We start from the raw sequence: 19,885 nt of genomic DNA on the forward strand, positions 1-19,885 counted from the left end.
TAATATTTTACCTTGAAAGGAATATATTATTCATTAAATTTTGGTTTAAAAAAATATCAAATTTTGAAATTATATTTTATTCTGGAGGACATCTGATAAAATGTCTCTATACTCTTTAAATAAAAAACTCTCCTTTAAAGGTCCAGAGGTTTGTCTGACATGGTTCATAAAGTCCATGAATGGTTATTCTTCATAAAACATATATCATCATATAATAGGTTTAGGGTATAAATTTCTATAGAACTAAATTTCATATGGTGATAATCTTCATTTATTCTAATTTGGAGATTTAAAATGTTTTAAAAAATACAATACTCCAATAGCGGTCAATATGATGATCCCTGCAATAATAAATGGATAGTAAAAACTACCAGTAATCAGCCAAGTTCCTAAGACCGGACCTAGAATCTGACCAATACTATTAGTCGAGCTCTGAATAGAAATGTTTCTGCCTGTGTTTTTCTTTGATATTAATGAAACCGCAGAAAGTAAATTTGGCGTTACCATAGCACCTCCAGCAGCAAAAACAACAATTAATCCATATACCAAAAATTCATTTTTAAAAAAAGGAAATGCAATTAAGGATAAACCAGATATTAACAATCCTAGAGCAATTTGTTTTCTGGCGGCTAAGACTTTCTCTCCGTAAGTCGCAAATACCGGCTGCATAACAGCCATTATTGATCCACATAGCATAAATCCAATACCAACTTGTTTACTATTAAATCCTAATTCATCTTTCCCATATATTGAAAAGACAGTTTCAAACAACGTCACTACAAATTGGATGACAAACGACAGAACTAGTAAGACGATAAAATATTTGGTAAACGTAAATTGTAAGCTCCCCTTTTGTGTTGTAAACTTATGTACGCGAATGGTGTTTTTTAACCATTTCATTACAACAAATAGGACAATCAATCCTAGTATGGCTGCAAACAAAAAAGGTACTGAAAATCGGTCTAAATGTAGCAGACCAATTGTGTATTTTAAATGAAGGTCAGTCTGGGACAGAAAACTACCAATAACAGGTCCAAAAATAACTCCAGAACTAATGGCAACACCAGACCAGGCCATTATTTTTTTTCTCCGTTTTACAGAAGTAATATCACTTAAATAAGCATTACTAACCGGAATAACCGACGATGTGAATATTCCACCAAATATGCGAGCCACATATAACATTGTCAAGGATGTAGCAAGACCAGTGAGTAATTGCATAATTACAAAACCGATAAGACCATAAATAATAATAGGTTTCCGACCATATTTATCTGAAAGGTTTCCCCAAACCACTACAAACAATAACTGAAAAAGCGGATAAATGCTCGTGAGCAATCCAATATGGAAATTGATAAGGTCGCTGTCGAGATTGTCTTTTAATGCTAATCTTTCGGTGTAGTAAGGAAGGGTTGGTAATAAAATACCATATCCAAGCATTACCACAAATAAACTTAGCAGGACTAAAAAAATCCTGCTAAGCATCCTATTCTCTTGCATTATTTCTTTCCGATTTTCTTTTTCAACAATTGGGCATTAATAGCAACAATAATGGTACTTAAACTCATAAATACGGCACCAACGGCTGGGCCCAAAACAAATCCGGAAGAATAAAGCACACCCGCAGCCAACGGAATGGCAACAACATTATAACCCGTAGCCCATACCAGGTTTTGAATCATTTTGTTGTAGGTAGCTTTTCCAAATAATATAAGATTTGCAATATCTTGTGGATTACTGTTTACAAGAATAATGTCTGCAGTTTCTGCAGCCACATCGGTTCCTGAACCCACTGCGATTCCTACGTTTGCCTGAGCCAAGGCCGGAGCATCATTTACCCCGTCTCCAGTCATCGCAACAAACTCATTTTTACCTTGTAGCTCTTTAACGATTTCTACTTTTTGATGGGGCAATACTTCAGCATAATATCCATCCAATCCAAGTTTTTCACTTACAGCTTTGGCAGTTTTTTCGTTATCCCCCGTCGCCATCAACACTTTTATTCCATTCTTTTTGAATACGTTGATCGCATCAGAAGATTCCGGTCTAATTTCATCGGCAAGAGCGATGTATCCTGCTAATTTTGCATCAATCAAAACAAAAACAACAGTTTCTGCGGCATCGCTATAGGCATCCTCAGGGATAGTGATTTTTTCATCCCTTAAATAGCCGGGGCTTACAACTTTTATTTGTTTACCTTCTACATTAGCCTCTACCCCTTTCCCGGTGATTGCATTGAAATTCTCGGGTTTTGGGATACTCACTTTATCCTCTTTTACTTTTTTTATGATACCCACTGCAATAGGATGTTCCGAACTTTGTTCTAAAGCACTTGCAAGCCTTAATATTTCGTTCGTTGAAAATTTTTGATTTACAGATTCAATTCGGGTTACCCCGAAATCCCCTTTGGTCAGGGTTCCTGTTTTATCAAAAAGCAAGGCTGAAATTTTACGTGATTCTTCAAAGGCGGTTCTATTACGAATCAATAAGCCGTTCTGTGCAGAAACAGCAGTGGATATTGCAACCACCAGTGGAATTGCCAAACCTAATGCGTGAGGACAGGCAATAACCATTACCGTCACCATTCGTTCCAATGCATATACAAATGGGAAACCTAAAATCAACCAAACTGCTAGTGTTCCAAAACCAATGGTCAAAGCTATATAGGTCAACCATTTTGCAGCTCTATCGGAAAGGTTTTGCATTTTGGACTTCGTCTTTTGGGCTTCCTCGACCATTGTAATGACTTTGTTAAGATAACTGTCTTTTCCCGTATGCTCTACTTTTACTTTTAGCGTACTATTGCCATTAACCGAGCCTCCAATTACTTTGTCATTTTTATCTTTTTTAACGGGCTTCGATTCTCCGGTTAGCATTGATTCATTTAAATAACTCGAACCTTCTGTTATAACTCCATCGGCAGGGACTTTCTCTCCAGGTTTAACTAAAATGATGTCATCTTTTAATAAATCTTCCAATGAAATATCTTCAATGCTATCGCCTTTTACCCGATGTGCTTCCGCTGGCATCATACTTACCAATAGTTGCAATGCTTTTGATGCGCCCAGGACACTTTTCATCTCTATCCAGTGCCCTACAAGCATAATAGCGATAAGCGTAGCTAGTTCCCAGAAGAAATCGACACCTTTTAAACCGAATACCGTGGCCGAGCTATATACGTAAGCCACTGTGATTGCCATTGCAATAAGCGTCATCATACCAGGTGCCCCTTTTTTGAATTCGGACAAAAATCCTTTTAAAAATGGCCAACCACCATAGAAATAGACCACGGAGGACAGAGCAAATAGGATATATTGATTTCCTGGAAGCAGGAACTCATACCCGATAAAGTCCTGAATCATTGGTGAGAAAATTAGTATAGGAACAGTAAGGACAAGCGTTACCCAAAACCGTTTTCTAAAGTCCTCAATCATCATCTTATGGTGGTCGTGTCCCATCTGGCCGTGGCCAGGGTTATGGCCCGAATGATCACCATTGCTGTGGTTCCTTTTTGAATGGTCCATCTTACTATGGTCCATCGCTTCGCTATGGCCATGTTTTGTTTTTTCGGCTAAATTATTTTTTATTCCAGCTTCTTTTTTTAATGCTTCGCTCTTTATTGAACCTTTCTCTTTGTCCTTATGGCTGTGAGAATGATGTTTGTGATTTTCCATAGTTCTATTATTTAAGGTTGATCGTTATCTTAATTTTTTTCTCATCTCGTCTGAAATGTGTTCAGCATAAACACCATAGGCATCAACCAAAGTTCCCTTTATCCCGTTTTTGGAAGAAATACCATATAAAATACTGTTATCATCAGTACTGCTCATTCCTTCAAACCGATAGGTTTCATCTACAATAAAATCTTCCGGGTGTATTTCCAGTTTTAAGGATGGGCATTCCAAACAACGGGGTTTTAAGTTAAAATCATAGGTATAACCCCGACTTTGAAGGTCATTAAGTGCTTCTGAAAGGGTATCGTAATTTTTCATTCTATAAGTTTTTATAAGTCATTGTAAAATAGCTCCTGTCATTCTCTGTAAACTTTTGATAGGTTAAAAATCCAAGGCTGTTTAATTTTTCGGTGACGGTGTAGTTGAGTTGTTTGATCCTGATTCCAAGTGCATAAGCTTTTACATTGACTTTTGATTTGAGTTGTTTATGATTCCCTATAGACTCTAAACGCCTATCATAAATCTTTATCGTACTCTTAGAACCAAAAAAATTCAACAGGCCCGAGTCAAAATTCATTTCCAGTTCGATATCTTTCAGGTTATCCAAATCATACAATTCTTTAAAGTTTTTAGAAGTGGTATTGATTTCGGTTTCATTTGAGTTTGGTTTTGAAAACAGAAAGGCCATTACCATTATGCTAGATTCACTTGGGTCACACCTATAGGTTGTGATATATTTATCAGTAGATTTTCCTTTTTCATCAAAAAGTTCTGTCAGGACATCCAGTTCATAATCTCCATTGACCTCCCTAACTTTTCCTGTGTTGAAAGTTTGTTTATTCAAAAAATCACCTTCCTCATCATAATTTTCACGTATAACCAATTTATTTTCCAATTGCCCTATAAACATTTTATTCTGGGCATTAACACCGAAGCAGTTAAATATAAAAAGAAACAGTGATATGTAATTTAAAAAGCTCATGTATGCTGCATCAATTCTTTAACTTCTTTTGTAATCACATCACTTAAATCAATAGTATTTGAAGGATGTGGAATAGTATTGCAGGTTACTATCTTTTCTACTCCAGAATCCAGTAAATTTTGATATGCATTATCTGAAAATACAGCGTGAATACCAATACAAATAGGAGGCTTCATACCCGCTGTCTTCAAATGGCTCACCGTTTCAATCATTGTACGTGCCGTAGAAATAATATCATCGACCAACACCGGTGTAGCATTTTTATATTTATCTACATCTGGAACCGATACTTCCACATCACGATCACCATGACGCACTTTTTGCAATACCGTAAAAGGTGCTCCTGCATTTTTAGCAACTTCAGAAACCCATTGTTCACTTTCAGAATCGGGGCCTATAAGCACCGGGTTTTCTACATTGCTTTTAATCCATCTTGAAATGTCGTCTGCTGCATGAATGACTGTATTTGGAATATGATAAACTTGACCCAAGGAGTTTATCCTGTGCAAATGAGGGTCAACCGTGGTAAGGCTATCTGCAAAACCTGAAATCAAGTTTCCGAAGAAACCAGAAGTAATACCTTCCCCTTCATTAAAGATTTTGTCCTGCCTCATATAAGCCAGATATGGTGCCACCAAACAGGTACACATTGCACCCAGTGATTTGGCTGTATGGCTTAAAAAATAAAGAGGTAATAGTTTTTCATCTGGTTCGTGGAGTGTGCAAACCAGTACCACACATTTATCTTTAACATGAGATAAAATACGTGTATAAGATTCCCCATCTGGAAATTTCCGTAAGGTAGCCTCGCCAATTTCAGCATCCATTTTTTTTGCTAAAAGTGCTGTGAGTTCTTCATTTCCCGGAAGGCTGAATAATATCATTTTCATGGCATACTTTCTTAAATAATGGTTATAATATTATTGTGGTAATTTTTATATTCCAAAGCATAGTTAAGTTCGCCTTTGGATTCCGCATAAATGGTATATAGTACCTGGTTCTCTTTAATATTTTCTCCCAAATGGGTATTTAAAAGAATCCCTGCAGATTTAGATTTAGGTGCGCCCGAAAGTTTAGCGAGTTTTGCAATCTTTCTGTTATCGATTCGTTCTAAAATACCTGACTTTTCTGCTTTGATATCAAATGTGTAAGGTGCTAGAATCGGTTCTGTAAAACGCCCTTGCGCTTTGCAAATGGCAAGGAATTTTCCATAAGCCTTACCAGATTCGAGTATTTGTTGAGCGGTTTCCATTCCTTTTCCTTTTTCAACTTTTCCAGAAAGTTCTAATAGTCCTCCTGCCAAAAGCAAGGCTCTTTCCGCTAGGTCATTCGGTGCATCCACTTCATTTTTTAAGACCTTTAATATATCGATAGCTTCCAAAGTAGGGCCAATACCTCGTCCAACAGGTTGTGTGCCATCTGTAATAACAACTTTCACATTCAGCCCGACAGCGTTGCCTACAGTTTCCATATGATTCTTTAGTTTTTGCGCCATTTCAGTACTACGTACTTTTGCGGTTTCACCCACTGGAATATCAATGACTACGTGTGTGGATCCTGCAGCAGATTTTTTTGAAAGCACCGAAGCAATAAGCTGCCCTTCGCTATCAATATCTAAGGCTTTTTCAATTTTTATGAGCACATCATCCGCAGGACTTAATTGAGCTGTCCCGCCCCAAACAAAACAACCCCCTTCTTTTTCAACCACGGTTTGTATCTCTTCGGCAGAAAGCGTCACATTGGTCAATACTTCCATCGTATCTGCTGTACCTGCTGGCGAAGTAATGGCTCGTGACGAAGTTTTGGGCATTGTAAGTCCGTACGCAGCGACAATGGCAACCACTAATGGCGTCGTTCTATTGCCCGGTAATCCACCAATACAATGTTTGTCGACCACAACTTCTTTATCCCAATTCAGTTGCTTTCCAGAGGCTATCATTGCCTTGGTGAGATCTGATATTTCATCTATATCCAGACGGTCTCCTGCGCAGGCTGTTATAAAGGCGGAAAGGTGGATGGTGGAATAATCACCTTCAACAATATCGGTTATGATTTCATTGAATGCTGAATAGTTCAGTTTTTGATTATAAATTTTAGCCCGCACGTAGCTTAATGAATCAATAGGCTCCAAATGTGAAACATACAAGGTGTCATGTGGGGAAGCATTCAATTTTTTTGCAGCAGAATCCGATAATCCAATTTCATTAGGCATCAGAATATCTGAATTTAAAACATTAAGACTTGCTACGATTGAAGTATTTGCATTGGATATTCTAATTCGGGTAAGAGCCTCAAATCCTTCAGAAATACAGACATGGCAATCTTCTCGCATATAGACTACGTTTTCGTTTTGGGTATAAATACCGAGATGTTTGTATTTTAATATATTCGAGGGCTGTTCCATAATATTCAATTTTCGTGATTTCCAAAACCTATTCTATTTCTTCAATGCTATATAGTTGCGGGATTTCCGCATCCCAACCATCGGTGTCCTTTATTCCTTTTTGTAGGGCTTCCGCACCTTCTTTCTCGCCGTGAACAATGAAAATTCTCTCTGGCTTTTGCTTGATTTTGCTCATCCAATCCATAAGTTCAGCATGGTCTGCGTGTGCCGACAGTCCTTCAATTTCAGCAACCTCCATGTTAAATGGCACCCATTTTCCGTACACTTTTACTTCTTTATCGCCTTCTAGCAATTTTCTTCCACGAGTGCCTTCAGCTTGATACCCAACAAAAAGCAAAGTGTTATTCGGGTTTTGCGCTTGTGTTTCAAGATAGTTGAGCATTCTTCCACCAGTAAGCATTCCGCTTCCGGCAATTACAATTTTTGGTTTATTATCTGTTCGTAATTCCATAGTTTCCCGATAACTGCTTACTACTGTAAAGTGGGAACACATTTCATCACACTCATTATCTTCCAATCTGTGCCAATCCCGCGTACGATGGAAGAGTTCTAGAACACTAGCGCCCATTGGACTGTCCATTATCATAGGTATTTTTGGAATTTTCTTTTCTTTCAGTAATTTCCAAAAAATGAGCATCATCAATTGGGCACGTTCTACCGAAAAGCTTGGGACAAATAAGCTTCCTCCTTTATTGATGGTGTCGTTGACCAATTTTTCAATCTGCGGAATGGCTTCCACTTCATCAGGATGAAACCTTCCACCATATGTTGATTCTATGAAAAGTACATCAGCTTTTTTTGGTTTCAGTGGTGGATAGAGCAATAAATCATTTGTTCTTCCAATATCTCCTGAAAAAACAAAACGTTTTCCGTGTACATCCAACTCGATGTAGGTAGCACCTAGAATATGTCCGTTATATTGAAAACGTGCCTTGATATCATCATATAATGGAATCCATTGTGCTTGCGGAACACCCTTAAAATGAGGAATGGTTTTTTCTACATCCTTTAAATCGTATAGTGGTTCTGCCGGGCTGTGTTTGGAATAACCTTCCTTATTGGCCCGCTCAGCTTCCTGTTCCTGTATTTTTGCACTATCGTTAAGTATAATTTTTGCAATGTCCAAGGTGGGATTGGTGCCGTAGATTGGCCCATTGAAACCTTGTTTGACCAATCTCGGCAGATAGCCCGTATGGTCCATATGGCCGTGGGTGAGCAAAACCATATCAATTTCTGAAACCTCTACCGGCGGATATTCCCAGTTTTTAAGGCGCAGCTCTTTCAGGCCTTGAAAAAGCCCACAGTCGATAAGTATTTTTCTATCCCCGGTATCCAGAAGGTATTTTGAGCCGGTAACCGTCCCTGCTGCTCCCAAAAAGTGGATGTTTATTTTATCGTTTTTCATTTTTATAGTATTTATTTAATGGCCACTACAGCAGGAAGGGGTATTTCCCATGTTCTGGCTCGATATGTACAACTCCACAATCCCATTGTATAAATTGCGGGAATCCTTTTTGATAAGTAGGGCCAGCTTATTTATGGATTTTGGCTCGGAGTTTACCATTTCCAACAATATTTCCAATGCTTCTTCAAGTAGCCGTGGGTCATCTTCCAAGGCCTGGTAAAATGGTTCGAAATCAATGCTGTCCTGGGGTTTCAATTCTTCAGTTTTCATAAGTTTTGTTTTTGAGATTATTAAACCTTTTATTATTCATTAAGTACTTTTACATAGGGCCTCTGAGTCTTCTAAAATCTTTTTGTGTCTTTTTTTATCAATTTCTATTTGCTCCAATAACCCAGGGTTTTCGTGAAGCTCTTTGCAGAGTACAATGCCTTTATCCAATAGTTTTGTTTTTTCGGCTTTCGTTATAGTTGTTAAAGCAGTTAGTGGGTGTAAGCCAGATTTATCTATTCTATCTTTTAAACCGTTTCCCACAGGGTAATCCCAACTTGTCAATAATAATCCTACACATTTACCATATTGAATGGCATCTTTGGTAAAACGGGTATTGGTATAAAGCCCTCCATGATGGGATTTAGTTTCGTAACCTTTTTGATGTTTCCACTGTTTCTCCACATCCAAAAATCTTGAGTGTATATACAAGGGAATCTTTACATTACAAAACCTACCTTGATCACTATGGTATTTACATTCAATCATATAATGTTTCTCCTCTTTTTGTGCTATCACATCTACTTCGTGTTGTACGCAATTGCCCTGGACAATTATCCCAACCTCGGTATCAAAACCTTCATGTTCCAATAGTTTGCCTACCAATTTTTCAAAAGGAAAACCAGTTGGCCCCAATTCCATCAAGGCTTTTTTTAGCTTATATTTTGAAGCACTTACTCGTGATTTACCTTTTAGCATCTTGAAAGCCAATTGATAGATTTTTTTAGTGGACATTCCTTCTTCAATCTGCCCTTGCACCTTCCGGGCTATATCCTGAATAATATCCTCATCTGCCCGTGAACGCCGTAGGGAGTTGATGAGTTTGTTTATATCAAAAGCCTGGTACTCACCGGAATATTTTTTTACTAGAACTGATTTCTTCATTGTTATACTTTAATAGTCATCACCGGCAATTCGGAATGATTGGTTACGCCCTCGGCGATACTCTTAGAAAACAAGCTTAAAAAACCTGTGTGGCCATGGGTACACATAGCGATCAAGTCGGCATTCCCGTACTTTAAGAAATTGTTTATACCAATTTCTACGGTAGGTTCATTATAGACGTTCATTGAATACTTATCCAGATCCGGGAATTTTTTTAGAAACTCTTTGATGGGGTTTAAACCTTGTTCAATACTATTAAAATCGGTTTGTGTGTTGATCCTCAACAAATGGATATGTGCACCACATTTTTCAGCAATAGAAATAATGTGCTTAAATGCTTCGCTTACATCTTCTCTAAAATCTGAAACAAAAACAATATCCTTAAAAGGAAAGGATACTTCTTCATCCTTGACCACAATTACCGGTACATCAGCTTTTCTCACAATTTTCTCCACGTTGCTTCCCAGTAATTCACGTACTCCACCTCGGGTACCGCTGCTTCCCGTAACTATAAAATCATGATGGAAGTGACCAGAATGTTTAAGGATATTTCCCTGACCACCATCAAACTCCAAAAAGGTCCTGCATTCAAGCCCTTGTCTTTCAGCTTTTTTCCCCAGTTCCCTCAAATCGGCTTTTGCACTTCCTATTTGTTTTACTGTTTCCGGATACCGCTTTTCTTTTTCTTTATCAAGCTGTACCCATTCTACCGGGGTCTTCATTAAATGGAAAAAATGAATTTCAGAATTATAAAGCTTGGCCATTTTAATTCCAAGTTCAGCTGCCTTATTGCAGTTTTCTGAAAAGTCTGTTGGTACGAGTATGTTTTTCATAATTTACTGAATTTTAGTTGCAATGGTATTGTCAGATTTTCTCTTTGTCTAAACCGTTTAAATTATAAAGGTTAGGAGGTTTAAGCCTATTCCTGAATTTTAAATTATTAGCTTATAATCAAGCCACCGTGATACTATTTTCCAGATACACCTGTTGCACGGCCTGTAATAACTCCACACCGTCCTTAAAAGGTCTCTGAAACGCCTTCCTTCCCATTATCAACCCGGAACCTCCGGCTCTTTTATTGATTACTGCTGTGGTTATGGCTTCCTCCATATCTGAAATTCCTTTAGAGCCACCGCCTGAATTGATCAATCCTATTTTTCCCATATAACAATTGGCAACCTGTAGCCTGCACAGATCAATAGGATGTTCGGTTGCAAGTGTCTCGTACATCGCGTCATCATACTTACCAAATCCTATTTCTTTAAATCCGAAATTATTGGTTGGTAATTTTTGTTTGATGATATCTGCCTGAATGGTTACTCCAATATGGTTGGCCTGCCCCGTTACATCGGCCGCTGCGTGATAATCTTCTTTGTCGGTTTTAAAAGCTTCGTTCCGGGTATAGCACCATAAAATGGTAGCCATACCTAAATTGTGAGCTTCTTCAAAGGCTTCGGCAATTTCTTTAAGCTGCCTGTTGCTTTCCTCCGAACCAAAATAGATGGTGGCACCCACGGCAACGGCTCCCATATTCCAGGCATCTTTAACCTTTCCGAACAAGGTTTGGTCATATTTATTTGGATAGGTTAGTAATTCATTATGATTGATCTTAAAGATAAACGGGATTCTGTGGGCATATTTTCGCGAACTTAAACCTAAAACACCAAAGGTCGAAGCAACCCCGTTGCAACCGGCCTCAATGGCAAGTTTTATAATATTCTCCGGGTCAAAATAGTCAGGGTTTTTATAGAATGAGAAGGCTGCGCTATGTTCAATCCCCTGGTCCACTGGAAGGATGCTCAAGTAGCCAGTCCCACCAAGGTTCCCGTGTTCATATAATTGGGAGAGACTGCGCAATGCTTGGGGATTACGATTACTATTTATAAATACCTTATCAATAAAGTCTTTTCCTGGCAATTGCAATTCGTCCTTGGTTATTTTTTCGCTGATGTGATCTAGATAGAAAGAAGCTTTATCCCCTAAATGGTCAACAATATTTTTGTAAGGTTCCATAATTTCTTTTGTTAATTAACACCTAAACTATTATTGGTCAAGGCAATAGATTTTGCCCCATCGGTTTCAATTCCGGTAAGTGCCCTAATGGCATCGATGGTCTCCGGTATTACGATGGCCTGGTTATCGACAACGTAGGCATAAAAAAGTTCGTCTCCCTGTACCTTCAGCATATCCTCCCAGAGGGCAACTTCATACATGTCTCCCCAAGGCCTGCCCATATCCAGGAACATTTCCTTAATGGTATTGTTGGAAACCAAACCTTGATCATAGTGTATTAGTTTAATACGGCTGGAAGTCTTAAACGCATTCAGCACTTCTTCTTTCGTGGCTTGTTTTTTTAACTTCACGTTCCAGTAGTGCATATGGCTTAAGGTTTCAGGTACTTTTACTGCGGAAGTGATGACATCCAAATCAGGATCGACACTTTTAGCGTCAGGACCTTGATGGCTCGGAATATCTTTTTCGGGCACCATGGTGTTCATAATACCACCTAAATGACTTTCCCAGGGATCTGTAGCTCTTCTTAAAAGCGTACCTCTCGCATAATCCAATAAACCGGCTCTTTTTAAAGCAGTCAGCGTTCTTAAAATAGAGGTGGTGTTGCAGGAAACAACCCTTGTGGCATCCAGATTTATAGCCGATTGATAATTGTTTTCAGCACTAAAGGAATGCCCGGTGGTTTCGTGTTTTTCACCTCCCTGTAGAATGAATTTTATCCCTTGTTTTTTATAGAGTTCTACATTTTTCGCCGCGATGTTCTTTGGAGTACAATCCACCACCAGGTCCACTTTATCCAACAGGTCCTGCATAGTGCCCTTTACCGAAATACCGGAAGCCTTCATTTGTTTTTCGGCTTCGGCCGTTGCCGCATAGATATTATATTCTTTTCTCACGGCGTTCTGTATGCGCCAATCACTAATGACATCGCACACGCCGACCAGATTCATATCATCTTGTACATTTATGGCATCGGTCACTCTTTTCCCTATGACTCCATATCCTATAACTGCTATATTTTTCATTCGTTTTTTATTTTAATGTTATTTTTTAGTTGAAGGTTTCTCTATTTTTTTATTTGATTTAAAATCCCTAATAATCAGTCGGTTACTCTTTTCATAAGTGAAATAGCTTATCGCCCAATTAAAACCAACCATCAATTTATTTCTAAACCCGCTTATGGACATAAGGTGCACGATAGACCAAAGCAACCAGGCGAAATAGCCCGTAAATTTGAATTTACCCAAGTCTGCAACAGCTCTACGTTTTCCTACTGTAGCCAACGAGCCTTTGTCTTTATATTCGAAGGGTTTTATGGGTTCGTTATTTAGAATATTGAGTATTGAATTGCCGAGGTATTTTCCTTGTTGAATAGCTGCCTGTGCTACTTGTGGATGGCCATTTGGGGTGTCCTTGGAAATAAGGGCTGCTATATCGCCTATAGCAAATATATTTTTATAACCTTCTACTTTTAAATTGACAGTTGTTTTAATGCGGTTGCCCCTAACCACGTGTTTTTCATTAATACCATTTGGAAATTGTCCTTTAACACCCGCAGTCCAGATCAGGTTTTTGGCCAAAATGTTCTTGCCACTTTTGGTAGTGACTTCGTTACCATCATAATTGCTTACGGCTTCATTCAGCAGTACCTTTACATTTAAATCCTTCAAATATTTAAGGGTTTTTGAAGATGCTTTCTCAGACATTGTACTTAACAATTCATCAACGGCCTCTATTAAATAAATGTTCATAATGGAAGAAGGGTACTCCGGATAATCCTTGGGTAGAATATATTTACAGAATTCAGCCAAAGCTCCTGCCATCTCCACACCAGCCGGGCCACCACCAACAATTACAAAGTTGGTGAGCGCATCACGTTCTTTATCATCACAGGTAATGGCTGCCTGTTCCAAATTTTGCAGCATCATATGGCGGATGTTCAGGGAGTCGCGAATGTCTTTCATCCCAAGACTGTGGGACGCAACGTTATTCATCCCAAAAAAATTGGTGGTTGTTCCCGTTGCCAATACGAGATAGTCGAAGTGAACCTTTCCCTTATTGGTTATAATGGTGTCTGTAGAAGGCTTGATTTCTTCGACTTCGGCCAAACGAAACAATACATTTTTATATCCATTGATTTGTTTCCTAAAAGGAAATACAATACTGTCAGGCTCTAAAGCACTCGTTGCCACTTGATAAAATAAAGGCTGAAACTGATGGAAGTTATTTTTATCGAACAGTACCACCTGCACCTTTTTATGTTTCAGTTTTTTAACCAAGGCTAAACCTGCAAATCCCCCGCCGATGATAACCACACGAGGTAGGTTAGAATCCGGAAGGCAGATTTCATCTGTTATCTTGCAAGCAGTTCCTGTAATAGTATTATTTGAATGGTTGACGTTCATATTTATTTTTTATATCATTGGTATTAGCCATAGTTTACTATGCGTTCTTGTCTTTTCCAATCATTACTGAGCATTTTGCGTGTGTTGCTAAATACTGGGGAAACAGAACCCAATAAAAGACGTGAAAATGCTCCTTGCCCCTGAGAACCCACTACAATTAAATCGGCATTAAAGGATTCAGCTTTTTCTAAAATTTCTTTTTTGGGAAGACCGCTAACTACACTCGTTGTTATAATAAGCGAGCCTTTTTTTCATTTAACACCTTGATGGCTTCAGAAATAATTTTATTTCCTATTTTATTTGCGTTTTTTAAAGCTTCATCAGGGTATTTGCGGAATGTTGCTTTTGTTGAATGTAACCCTGATGTTGGCAACGCACGATGGTCATAAACGTTTATGACGCAAATTTCACTATTACTTGGTAAATGCAATTTTGCAAGTTCTTTTACTGCTGCGTTACTAAAATCAGAACCATCTATTGCTAACAGTATTTTCATAATTTGAAACTTTATTTGAAGGTTTCTATCCTTCATTCTTATTTATAAATGATTGAGCACCTTCTTGAGAGGCAAAGTAAAAAACACTTCCGCTGTCTTTATCTGGAACAATAATTGCTAAAGCTTTATCTACTTTTTGAACATTAAGAGGATTACTTCCGAAGCGGACATCATCCAGATTCCTTTGTAATTTTTCAAAACAGTTCTCATAACAACCATAGTTGGTAGTACCGTTGGCTTCAATAGGGATTTGAGACACACCCATGTATCTATCGTTGACCATACAAACTTTTTCGTTGGGAACGATTTCATAATTTTGGACTGATGCAATTGCTTCTTTTGCTGTTTGGAATATTTCAGCATTTAAATGTGTTACGTTTTCTACAACTTCTTTTTTTCCTGAACAGGATAGAAGCAATAGCGACAGCAATGAGAGCATCAATGTAAAAATTGCCAATCGATAAATCTTATCTTTAGGATTTTTACTAGCAATAACTTGAGCTTTGCTGTTTTTTTGAAAGGAAGGTTTTTGTTTCATTTTATATTGATTTAAATTCATTATGTGGTTTGTTGAATGTTATAAGTTTTCGCCAATAGACGTGCTCGTAAAGGCCAGACCAATACATCCCAAAGGTAAAGGCGAACAATAATTCTTCCATGGGAATGCCCAAAACAAGAATATGGGTCAGGTTGGCAAGCTTCCAGTATAGCTCTACATATTGGGGATAGAACGGAAGGATGCTTCCGAAATAAATGAAATACAATATGGAAAACAAGATTCCCCCAACCCATATTTTACCTTTTAAATCTGGGCGGCAGTAAAGTGTTGCCAAACCACCCAAAAACATTGCAATGATGCCGCAATAAATGTGATTGAGCGACGTAGATAGCGCCAAAATGATGAAGACGTATGCTGGTATAAAAAGTATGTAAATATGCAATCTATGCCTTTGGTGACTTCGTTCGCTATATGGTATTTCAGCAAGCCCTCTTTTAAAAATCAGGTTGTACAGTACCGTGCCAATGCCGCCAATGGCAAAAGAAAAGATAAAGCTCTCAATATCGAAACCTGTTTTTTCTGCCAAATCAAATAGAGACGGCGGAAACCAATATTCTGGCACAAAGAACGGTTCCGTTAAACCAAAGGGCATAGTAATCAGGCTCATTTTAAGCATTTCTTTTCTATTCCTTTTTTTAGATATATAGATAACTACCCAAAGAGCAAGAATAATCAGCGACCATATAAACCATACGTACTGCATACTTTTATGTTTTTTGAGTTTTTAAATAATCTACTGTCTCTTTTACGGTTAAAGGATAAGTAGCGTTTCCTGTTCGTACATAAAAAGTTGTATTTTCACCATTGTTTACATACACCGGTTTTTTGGATGGTTCAATATCTACAACACAGATGTTCTTTTCGTCCAAAACATAAAATGATATGTGATTGCTGAAACAGGCTTTGTGGCTTAACTGTGTTGAAATGATCCTAAATATCTCACGCTCGTAACCATCCTTGTTTTTGTGCTTGAGGGTCTTAAAATCCTTTTCAAGTCCCAAGATCTTTCCATCATCGTCAACACCTAAGATTAATCTTCCGCCTTTGGCATTCATAAAACCTACAATGGTTTTGGCAATGACCAACTCCAGTTCCCGGTTGGTTATTTTACGGTAATAATCATAGCGTATGGAGGATTTAAATTCCACCCGTTCATTTTCACCAGCTTGAATCAATTCTTCAATATCACGAACGAGCAGCCGCTGTTGTGTGCCAATAAGTTCATTTTTCTTTTTAAGATTTATCCAAAACAAACCAGAAACTATCCCCAAGAACGCTCCTAATAAAGTTAATAGGCCGCCCATTCCCTTCATATTGAAAGTGAAGGATTCTAAAAAACGTTCTATCAAGACTTTCTGGAACAAAGAGAATGAAAAGGCCGTGTTACTGAATTCAAACCAATAGAGTACCATAGTAAAAGGATGTACCAGGAAATAAAACACGCCTGCTCCCAATAATAAATGAACGAATATGATTTTTATTTTTGCCATAGCACTTTCTCAACTTTCACAACTTTCACAATTTATTTGTTTTTTAATTGGGCATTATAAAATGCTGCAATGCACGCACCAACCAACCAGCTTATAATGAAGGTTTGAACAATTCCCAAAAAGGCTTCCAATAATGGCACGTCCATTCTAATAATTTTGCTTGTGTCCAGACCATGTAAAAGACTGTTGAAAAATGTAATTGTTCCTTTTTGTCCTGCTGTAGCCATAACGATCATACAGCCTAGGTAAATTAGTGCTCCTGTTAGACCAAGGGCAAAACCAAATTTTTTTACGTTTAACCGATACATAATATTATAGTTTAAGATTAGTTTTCCGAGTTTAGGATTTTCTTGGATTCTTCAAATTCTTCCCTGGATATTTCGCCTTTTGCAAAACGCTTTTTCAAAATTTCCAGTGGGCTTTCTTTCTTTGCTTTTTGATATGGAATATCTATTGGGATAAAGAAAATCCATACGATAAACGCTAACCAGATGAACCACCATATAAGGTGCATACCCCCGAAACTTCCGTCGTAAAAATGCATAGTGTTTAGTTTTTAGGTTGTTTTTTAATTTCTTCTATAGTAAAGCCCTCTAAAATGTTGAGTTGCTTTTGTAGTTCATCAACTGGAAGTGTTTCCTTCATAGTGATGATAGTGGCTCCTTTCGGAATTAAAAAAACTTCTGTTCTTTCAATAGTCGGGTGCGTTTCCAAAACTTTTTTTATCCTGGTCACGCATCCGCCGCACCCTATTCCATTGATGTGATATTCCCGTTTCATTGATTTTGTATTAAATGCCCAACACCGTAAATGCTTTTAATTTATAGGCTTTTATGATTTGTGTTTAATGATCATGTCCTTTTTGACCTTTTCCTTTATTTTCTTTCTTTAAATTTTCATTAGATAATCCATGTGTGTGGTTTCCATGCTGCATGGGCATTAGTAAGTGCATGGCGAACATTATTATAATGAACGCAAAAAGCCAATTGCCTCCTCCAATCCCAATTGAGGGTGCTAAAAAGATTAATAATAGTGGAAGCCCACAACCGATAACCATCCATAACCAGTGATTTTTCATTTTTTTTATTTTTGAAGTTGATATTATACCTGACTATTAATTGATGTTTTTGATCCTCCATTTTTTATTGTTGTCCCTGATCGCAATTAGGTTAGCAGAAATAAATTTGGACGTAATTCCAGGAGGCTTATTTAAATACTCTTTCGAAAGTGTGATGTGTGTGGGATCCTTAGTTAAATATTGATCTATTTCCCCATCACTATCAATAACCACTTCGAAATAATGATAGTTCACTACATTTTTCATCAGCACATCATTGACACCAAGATTTTCCTTAATTAATTTTAGTACAATGGTTTTATTTTTTTTGAAATTGGTAGCATTTAAAAACTGCGGTTCGATGACCGTCTTCCCCAATTTATCTATATATCCGAAATATGAGATGCCATTTTTTTTATTAACGATCAGGCTTCTTTCATTGCTGAATATTGGATAAGTAGCACTGTCTGTTTTGGTAAGTACCAGGTCGTCTCGATAATTGATGACCAGGGTGCCTTTTTCATCGATAAAACCCCATTTAACCCCTTTTTTAACTGCTGCATATCCATTATTAAAGGGCGAGATATAATCAACATTTTCAATGCTTTGTGTCAATCCTAAAAGTGGACTAAGCAAAATCATGATTAATAATTTTTTCATTGTTTTTATTTTTTAAGTTGGTTTATATTCTTCGTTTATATGATACTATTCAAACTGTATCCCTGTTTGTGAGTTAACTGCCCAAACAAAAGAGAATGTTCACATCTAAAACCTACTGCCTAAAAATTTATTCATATTGTTAATTTACCTGCTTTAGAACATCCCCTCCTTCATAATTTTCTATCTTATTTATATAATTTCATCATAGAAATTTCTTTTCCATTCTCTTAAATTTTTATAATCGGTCATAGGCATTCCAGCGATCTCCTTAAATTGTCTTGATAAATGGTTTATACTACTATAATCAAGCATATAGGCAACATCTGAAAAAGAGTATTGCCTTAATTGAATGAGCTCTTTTACCTTTTCGACCTTAAGCTTGATAAAATATTTTTCAATAGTGGTCTCTTGGTTTTTAGAAAATAGTTTGCTTAATGTTTTATAGTCTTTGTTTAGGTTTACCGATAAATACTCTGAAGTATTTACCTTTAGCTGAAGGGGTAATTTATTAAGCAGTTCTATCAATATTATTTTTATTTTTTCTACAAGTATTTCCTCGTCACTTTGTACTATTTCAAAACCATTGGAATGAAGTACTCTAGCCACATTTTTAGTAATATCTCTATCCGTTTTTTTTGACGCTTCCACTAATAATTTGCCCAATTCCAAAGAGAACACGATTATTCCTAGCTCTTCCAGTTCTTGTTTTATAACTTTTAAGCAGCGGTTACATACCATATTTTTGATCCAGAATTCTTTCTGTAAATTCATAGTATTATATATTGTATTTTAGAAGATGTTGTTCTAACAAATTTTGACAATTTGTTCTTTTTCATCCAACTGAGAGTGCAAAGCATTCAGACAGTGCTGAGCTAATAGCTAGGCCGGTTCTACTGAAGATTGGGAAAAGTGCAGGATATTTAAATAGCCTGCTTCTGAGGAACTCAAATTAAATAAACCTCGTAAAATACATGAAGGTTTTTCGCTAGGCGGGGCGGATTATAATTTAAAAAAGGGGAGGTGTTTTCCTCCAGGCCTTCGAATAAATCTATGTACCTGTAATAAAATATTTGGGGAGAAATCAGATTTTGATTTTCCCCTTCAAATGAAGTAATTTGAAGATTGTCTGTACCTTTTTTTACGAAAGATTTATTATCACAGCAGCCTTTTTTTTCAAACGAACATTTTTGTGTAGGATTATTTTGAGCCTGAAAAGGGGCCTCACAAACCTTTACTTTAGTAAAAACAGCCATATCTACAAGTTTATTGCTGCAGAAATGCATATTCACAGTAAAGGACGAGGTGGCGAACATTACGGCGAATATTAGAATGATAGCTGTTATTTTACTTATTAAGTGTTTCACTTTTAATAATAAAATTCCTATTTGTAAAAAGTTTGAGGCAATTCATTGTAAATGTAGATTGCTTCTGATCGAATAGAGGAGATATCTATATCTTTTCTCAAACTTAACCCAGAAATACGAGATGAAATATGATAATTATCATGTTTAAGGATTATCGCAATATATTCATTGATATTAAAATAATTCATTATAATTTATCACGTTATTTTTAATTAATTAGACAT

At 37.1% G+C, this 19,885-nt stretch carries 25 protein-coding genes; all 25 read right to left on the bottom strand.

Going from position 1 to position 19,885, the window contains the following annotated elements; genetic code table 11:
* Nucleotides 1-276: 276 nt before the first annotated feature.
* Nucleotides 277-1,500, bottom strand: a complete 1,224-nt coding sequence (locus AB8M93_RS04500; RefSeq protein ID WP_373056378.1) for an MFS transporter — start codon at nt 1,498-1,500, stop codon at nt 277-279.
* Entirely contained in the window at nt 1,500-3,539 is a 2,040-nt protein-coding gene (locus AB8M93_RS04505; protein ID WP_373056474.1) for a copper-translocating P-type ATPase, read from the bottom strand. Before AB8M93_RS04505 ends, AB8M93_RS04500 begins: the two co-directional genes overlap by 1 nt.
* Before the next feature lie 159 nt (nt 3,540-3,698).
* Nucleotides 3,699-3,992: a phosphoribosylpyrophosphate synthetase gene (locus AB8M93_RS04510; protein ID WP_373056379.1), complete on the bottom strand. Its 294-nt coding sequence runs from the start codon at nt 3,990-3,992 to the stop codon at nt 3,699-3,701.
* A gap of 1 nt (nt 3,993) precedes the next feature.
* A complete protein-coding gene (locus AB8M93_RS04515) occupies nt 3,994-4,569 on the bottom strand; it encodes a hypothetical protein (RefSeq protein WP_373056380.1) in 576 nt (191 codons plus the stop codon).
* 83 nt (nt 4,570-4,652) lie between these two features.
* A complete protein-coding gene (locus AB8M93_RS04520; RefSeq protein WP_373056381.1) occupies nt 4,653-5,546 on the bottom strand; it encodes a ribose-phosphate pyrophosphokinase in 894 nt (297 codons plus the stop codon).
* An 11-nt stretch (nt 5,547-5,557) separates the two neighbouring features.
* Nucleotides 5,558-7,060 (bottom strand): thymidine phosphorylase family protein, encoded by a 1,503-nt coding sequence (locus tag AB8M93_RS04525; RefSeq protein WP_373056382.1) that lies wholly within the window; start codon nt 7,058-7,060, stop codon nt 5,558-5,560.
* Nucleotides 7,061-7,088: 28 nt separating this feature from the next.
* Nucleotides 7,089-8,465 carry an MBL fold metallo-hydrolase RNA specificity domain-containing protein gene (locus AB8M93_RS04530; protein ID WP_373056383.1) on the bottom strand — a complete coding sequence of 459 codons (1,377 nt, stop codon included), beginning with the start codon at nt 8,463-8,465 and terminating at the stop codon, nt 7,089-7,091.
* A gap of 15 nt (nt 8,466-8,480) precedes the next feature.
* Entirely contained in the window at nt 8,481-8,735 is a 255-nt protein-coding gene (locus AB8M93_RS04535) for a hypothetical protein (protein ID WP_373056384.1), read from the bottom strand.
* Nucleotides 8,736-8,774: 39 nt separating this feature from the next.
* Entirely contained in the window at nt 8,775-9,617 is an 843-nt protein-coding gene (locus AB8M93_RS04540; RefSeq protein WP_373056385.1) for an ATPase, read from the bottom strand.
* A gap of 2 nt (nt 9,618-9,619) precedes the next feature.
* Nucleotides 9,620-10,450 carry a universal stress protein gene (locus AB8M93_RS04545; RefSeq protein ID WP_373056386.1) on the bottom strand — a complete coding sequence of 277 codons (831 nt, stop codon included), beginning with the start codon at nt 10,448-10,450 and terminating at the stop codon, nt 9,620-9,622.
* 118 nt (nt 10,451-10,568) lie between these two features.
* Nucleotides 10,569-11,630, bottom strand: a complete 1,062-nt coding sequence (locus AB8M93_RS04550; RefSeq protein WP_373056387.1) for a class I fructose-bisphosphate aldolase — start codon at nt 11,628-11,630, stop codon at nt 10,569-10,571.
* Nucleotides 11,631-11,641: 11 nt separating this feature from the next.
* Nucleotides 11,642-12,655, bottom strand: a complete 1,014-nt coding sequence (locus tag AB8M93_RS04555) for a type II glyceraldehyde-3-phosphate dehydrogenase (protein ID WP_373056388.1) — start codon at nt 12,653-12,655, stop codon at nt 11,642-11,644.
* Between the two features lie 18 nt (nt 12,656-12,673).
* Nucleotides 12,674-14,035, bottom strand: a complete 1,362-nt coding sequence (locus AB8M93_RS04560; protein ID WP_373056389.1) for an NAD(P)/FAD-dependent oxidoreductase — start codon at nt 14,033-14,035, stop codon at nt 12,674-12,676.
* Nucleotides 14,036-14,058: 23 nt separating this feature from the next.
* On the bottom strand, nt 14,059-14,271 hold the full coding sequence (locus tag AB8M93_RS04565) for a universal stress protein (RefSeq protein WP_373056475.1): 213 nt from the start codon (nt 14,269-14,271) through the stop codon (nt 14,059-14,061).
* Nucleotides 14,265-14,531: a universal stress protein gene (locus tag AB8M93_RS04570; RefSeq protein WP_373056390.1), complete on the bottom strand. Its 267-nt coding sequence runs from the start codon at nt 14,529-14,531 to the stop codon at nt 14,265-14,267. Before AB8M93_RS04570 ends, AB8M93_RS04565 begins: the two co-directional genes overlap by 7 nt.
* A 25-nt stretch (nt 14,532-14,556) precedes the next feature.
* On the bottom strand, nt 14,557-15,069 hold the full coding sequence (locus AB8M93_RS04575) for a hypothetical protein (RefSeq protein WP_373056391.1): 513 nt from the start codon (nt 15,067-15,069) through the stop codon (nt 14,557-14,559).
* A gap of 1 nt (nt 15,070) precedes the next feature.
* On the bottom strand, nt 15,071-15,793 hold the full coding sequence (locus AB8M93_RS04580) for a lycopene cyclase domain-containing protein (protein ID WP_373056392.1): 723 nt from the start codon (nt 15,791-15,793) through the stop codon (nt 15,071-15,073).
* A 4-nt stretch (nt 15,794-15,797) separates the two neighbouring features.
* On the bottom strand, nt 15,798-16,580 hold the full coding sequence (locus tag AB8M93_RS04585) for an AlbA family DNA-binding domain-containing protein (protein WP_373056393.1): 783 nt from the start codon (nt 16,578-16,580) through the stop codon (nt 15,798-15,800).
* Nucleotides 16,581-16,612: 32 nt separating this feature from the next.
* Nucleotides 16,613-16,888 carry a DUF5676 family membrane protein gene (locus tag AB8M93_RS04590; protein WP_373056394.1) on the bottom strand — a complete coding sequence of 92 codons (276 nt, stop codon included), beginning with the start codon at nt 16,886-16,888 and terminating at the stop codon, nt 16,613-16,615.
* Between the two features lie 17 nt (nt 16,889-16,905).
* A complete protein-coding gene (locus AB8M93_RS04595) occupies nt 16,906-17,124 on the bottom strand; it encodes an SHOCT domain-containing protein (RefSeq protein ID WP_373056395.1) in 219 nt (72 codons plus the stop codon).
* Nucleotides 17,125-17,129: 5 nt separating this feature from the next.
* The gene (locus AB8M93_RS04600; RefSeq protein ID WP_373056396.1) at nt 17,130-17,360 is read right to left on the bottom strand and encodes a heavy-metal-associated domain-containing protein; all 231 of its coding nucleotides are present in this window, start codon (nt 17,358-17,360) and stop codon (nt 17,130-17,132) included.
* A gap of 64 nt (nt 17,361-17,424) precedes the next feature.
* On the bottom strand, nt 17,425-17,658 hold the full coding sequence (locus tag AB8M93_RS04605) for a hypothetical protein (protein ID WP_373056397.1): 234 nt from the start codon (nt 17,656-17,658) through the stop codon (nt 17,425-17,427).
* 36 nt (nt 17,659-17,694) lie between these two features.
* Complete coding sequence (locus AB8M93_RS04610) at nt 17,695-18,279, bottom strand: WG repeat-containing protein (RefSeq protein ID WP_373056398.1); 585 nt, start codon at nt 18,277-18,279, stop codon at nt 17,695-17,697.
* A gap of 207 nt (nt 18,280-18,486) precedes the next feature.
* Entirely contained in the window at nt 18,487-19,068 is a 582-nt protein-coding gene (locus AB8M93_RS04615) for a helix-turn-helix domain-containing protein (protein ID WP_373056399.1), read from the bottom strand.
* Nucleotides 19,069-19,241: 173 nt separating this feature from the next.
* Nucleotides 19,242-19,661 (bottom strand): HYC_CC_PP family protein, encoded by a 420-nt coding sequence (locus AB8M93_RS18760; RefSeq protein ID WP_489671753.1) that lies wholly within the window; start codon nt 19,659-19,661, stop codon nt 19,242-19,244.
* Between the last annotated feature and the right edge of the window lie 224 nt (nt 19,662-19,885).

The organism is Autumnicola aciditolerans, from assembly GCF_041679265.1.
GTDB lineage: Bacteria > Bacteroidota > Bacteroidia > Flavobacteriales > Flavobacteriaceae > Autumnicola.